Below are 1,578 nucleotides of genomic sequence, written 5' to 3'. Positions count from 1 at the left end.
GAACCCGCCGGTCTCGAGCAGGGATCTGGCGATGTAGTTGGTCAGGTTGCGGAACCCCAGCGCCGAGCCGCGCAGGTGCTCGAGCCTGCCGTTGAATCTCCTATGTTTGTCAAGTCGTCGCGAGCTGGGCTCGGGCTGCGGTGTTGAGGTGTCGGTAGATCTCGCGGGCGAGGTATCGCTTGAGGCAGCGACGGATCTCGCGGATGGTGCGTCCTTCCGCTGTGCGGCGCTCGACGTAGGCGCGGGTGCGGGGGTCCATGCGCATGCGGGTGACGATGGCCATGTGGAGGGCTCGGTTGAGGCGTCGGTCGCCGCCGCGGTTGATGCGGTGCCGGACGGTGTTGCCCGAGGATGCGGGGATCGGGTTCGTGCCGGCGAGGCTGGCGAACGCGGCCTCGGACCTGATCCGGCCCAGGTGTGACCAGGATGTCAGCGCGACTGCGGCGGTGATCGGGCCGATACCTGGTTGATCGAGGAGGCCGCTTGCAGGGCTCTGGCGGACGAGGTCGGTGATCCGCTTGGTAATGTCTTTGAGCTCAGTGTCGAGCGCGGCGACGCGCTTGGCGAGGCGGTTTGCTTCGCCTCGGGCTGTCGCGGTGGCGATGTCTTCGTCGCGTGGCTGCCATGCCGCGATCATGGCGATCTGCGTCGCGGTGAGGGGCCGGCGGGCATCGATGCCGAGATCGACGACGCGCAGTAGCGCGGTGAGCGCGTTGATTGTTGCGGTGCGCTCGGTGCTCATGTGATCACGGGAAGCCAGCAGCACCTTGACGGCGGCACGGACGCCGTCGTCAGCGCGTGGTTCGCGCAGATGGCTGTCCTGGAGCGGGAGTGCTGCCGCACCGATGCGGCGAGAGTCGAGCGGGTCGGACTTTCCGATGCCTCGGTTGGCGCGGGCGTTCATGCGAGGAGCCTCGACGACCGTGTATCCGGCATCGGCTGCGGTGCGCGCCAGGCGTGCTCCGTAGGTTCCGGTGCCCTCGATCACCCAGAGCACGCCAGCATCACCGTCGGTGCGGCGTCCGGCCCAGGCGACGGCTCGTGACAGACCCGCTGTGGTGGCGGGGAACTTGGCCTCATCGAGGATCTCACCGGTGGGGCAGGCCAGGATTGAGATGGCGTGGTTGCGGGCGTGGGTATCCGCGCCGATGACGAACGGGCGGGTATGGGCGACGATAGCCATGGCGATCGACGTTCCTTTCTTCAAACGGACAGGGTCACGGTCGCTGAGCGGCCGACGCCAGTCCGGGAAGGGGTCACGTCGGGGCGAATCTGTGATGGGCCACGACCCCGAGGGGGTCGGGCAGTCTCCTGATGAGGTCACCGAGGTGGGCCGGATGGCGCCGGCCGCGCCGACCCGAGCGGACAATTCAACGGAAAGACACCGCGAGCGGGCCAATTGCTTCGAGAGTCACACCCCGGTCGACACGACCGACATCCATCCTGACCAGCCGGTCCCAGACCAGCCGAACCCAGACTCACAGATCGCCTCGGTGGGCCCGTTGGAGGTGCTGGGCCGGTCGAAGTAGGCCAGGACGTCGGCGGCGCGCTTCTTCAGCGTCCTGCCGAGCTTGGTGA

The 1,578-nt window shown here is 67.7% G+C and carries 1 protein-coding gene; it reads right to left on the bottom strand.

Annotated features, from left to right (window positions below):
• Nucleotides 1-109: 109 nt before the first annotated feature.
• Entirely contained in the window at nt 110-1,183 is a 1,074-nt protein-coding gene (locus tag G554_RS0109400) for an IS110 family RNA-guided transposase (protein WP_027587688.1), read from the bottom strand.
• Between the last annotated feature and the right edge of the window lie 395 nt (nt 1,184-1,578).

Origin of the sequence: Acidipropionibacterium thoenii DSM 20276 (genome assembly GCF_000423445.1) — a bacterium.
GTDB classification, from domain to species: Bacteria; Actinomycetota; Actinomycetes; order Propionibacteriales; family Propionibacteriaceae; genus Acidipropionibacterium; species Acidipropionibacterium thoenii.
The sequence above is the reverse complement of the archived record's forward strand: the minus strand, read 5'-3'. Positions and strand labels throughout refer to the sequence as shown.